The 1127-nt window shown below is 33.6% G+C and carries 1 protein-coding gene and 1 pseudogene; both read right to left on the minus strand.

Annotated elements, in window-relative coordinates; all coding sequences use genetic code 11:
• Positions 1 to 794: RteC domain-containing protein (locus tag FM107_RS13330; protein ID WP_086948999.1), on the minus strand; the 794-nt coding region annotated here is incomplete at its 3' end.
• 46 nt (positions 795 to 840) lie between these two features.
• A pseudogene (locus tag FM107_RS19745) lies at positions 841 to 1127 on the minus strand (hypothetical protein); the annotation flags it as partial.

The raw sequence follows: 1127 nt of genomic DNA on the forward strand, positions 1-1127 counted from the left end.
TTTCTGATCAAAGCGTCACGTAAGCTGTCAAGGAATTTAGTCCGGTTTATTTTTCGGGATTTAAGTTCCATAAATGTATGATAGAAATCGCCCAAACTTATATTGAAGGTGTTTTCAAATGTTTTGGCGATAGCTATTATATCTGCATTTCCAAAAGCACCTTGTGAATGCAGTGCATAAATCAATTCGGTTAACGCAGTTTTGCTCTCTGACCAGTTCAAAGAAGAGCGGTAAAGTGATTTCTGCTGATTATTATTATTCAGTTGGTCTTCAATATAAACTTGTATCAGGTCATTAGCTATAATCTTTGCTGCCTTATAGTCGTGAGAGGTGGAAAATCTATGATCGGTTTCAAAATAAACCGTATCCAATGTCAGTTTTATATCGTGTCTGCCCCGAAGGAACAGCTTTTCATCAATGAATGAGTTGTTAGTGCGGTAATATTTATAAAATTCAAGATTATTGTCAAAATACCTTTTTAGCTTTTTCAATTCTTCATTAAGGTATTTCCTGATAGCTTTTGTATCGTTTGGTTTCTTTGTTTCGATTTTGTAAATGGCATTATAGTAGATGAGCTTTGCTACAATAGCAGGTTTTTGATGTTTGAAAAAATGAATTTCAACGTCAGTATTATTAAATCCGTTCTTCAAAACGTACTCTTTTACTTCAGACAAAGAGCTAACAATAAGTTCTATGATGGTTTCAATACGTTGTATGGAGTGATCCGATTCAATTTCAATATCCTGAATATCGTGTTCAAGTTTGTGTAGTATTCTGTTATAGGTTATATCCATAGCTTTTATCAAATGTGAGAAAATAGACCAATGCATTTAAGAAGCTTTATCTGGACTCTTCAATTGCTTTCAGTAATTCCTTAATCTCTAAAGGCTTTAATACTCCATTATATCTGAATAGAACCTGATATTTACTATCCAGTAAAACCCAGGTCGGGAAAGCTATGTTCTCTGATCCGTTCAGGGCAATAGCAAGTTCGTGAATACCTGATGATAATCCTGTAGCTTTATATAGAAAGGTCTTTTGGTTAAATACAATAGAGTCCTTACGTTCGGCATTGAATATTATATAATAGAAGTTATCCGCTTGTTTCTGAAAGTCTTTGTTTTTTG

It is taken from the genome of Sphingobacterium sp. JB170 (assembly GCF_900163865.1).
In the GTDB taxonomy this organism is placed as follows: Bacteria; Bacteroidota; Bacteroidia; order Sphingobacteriales; family Sphingobacteriaceae; genus Sphingobacterium.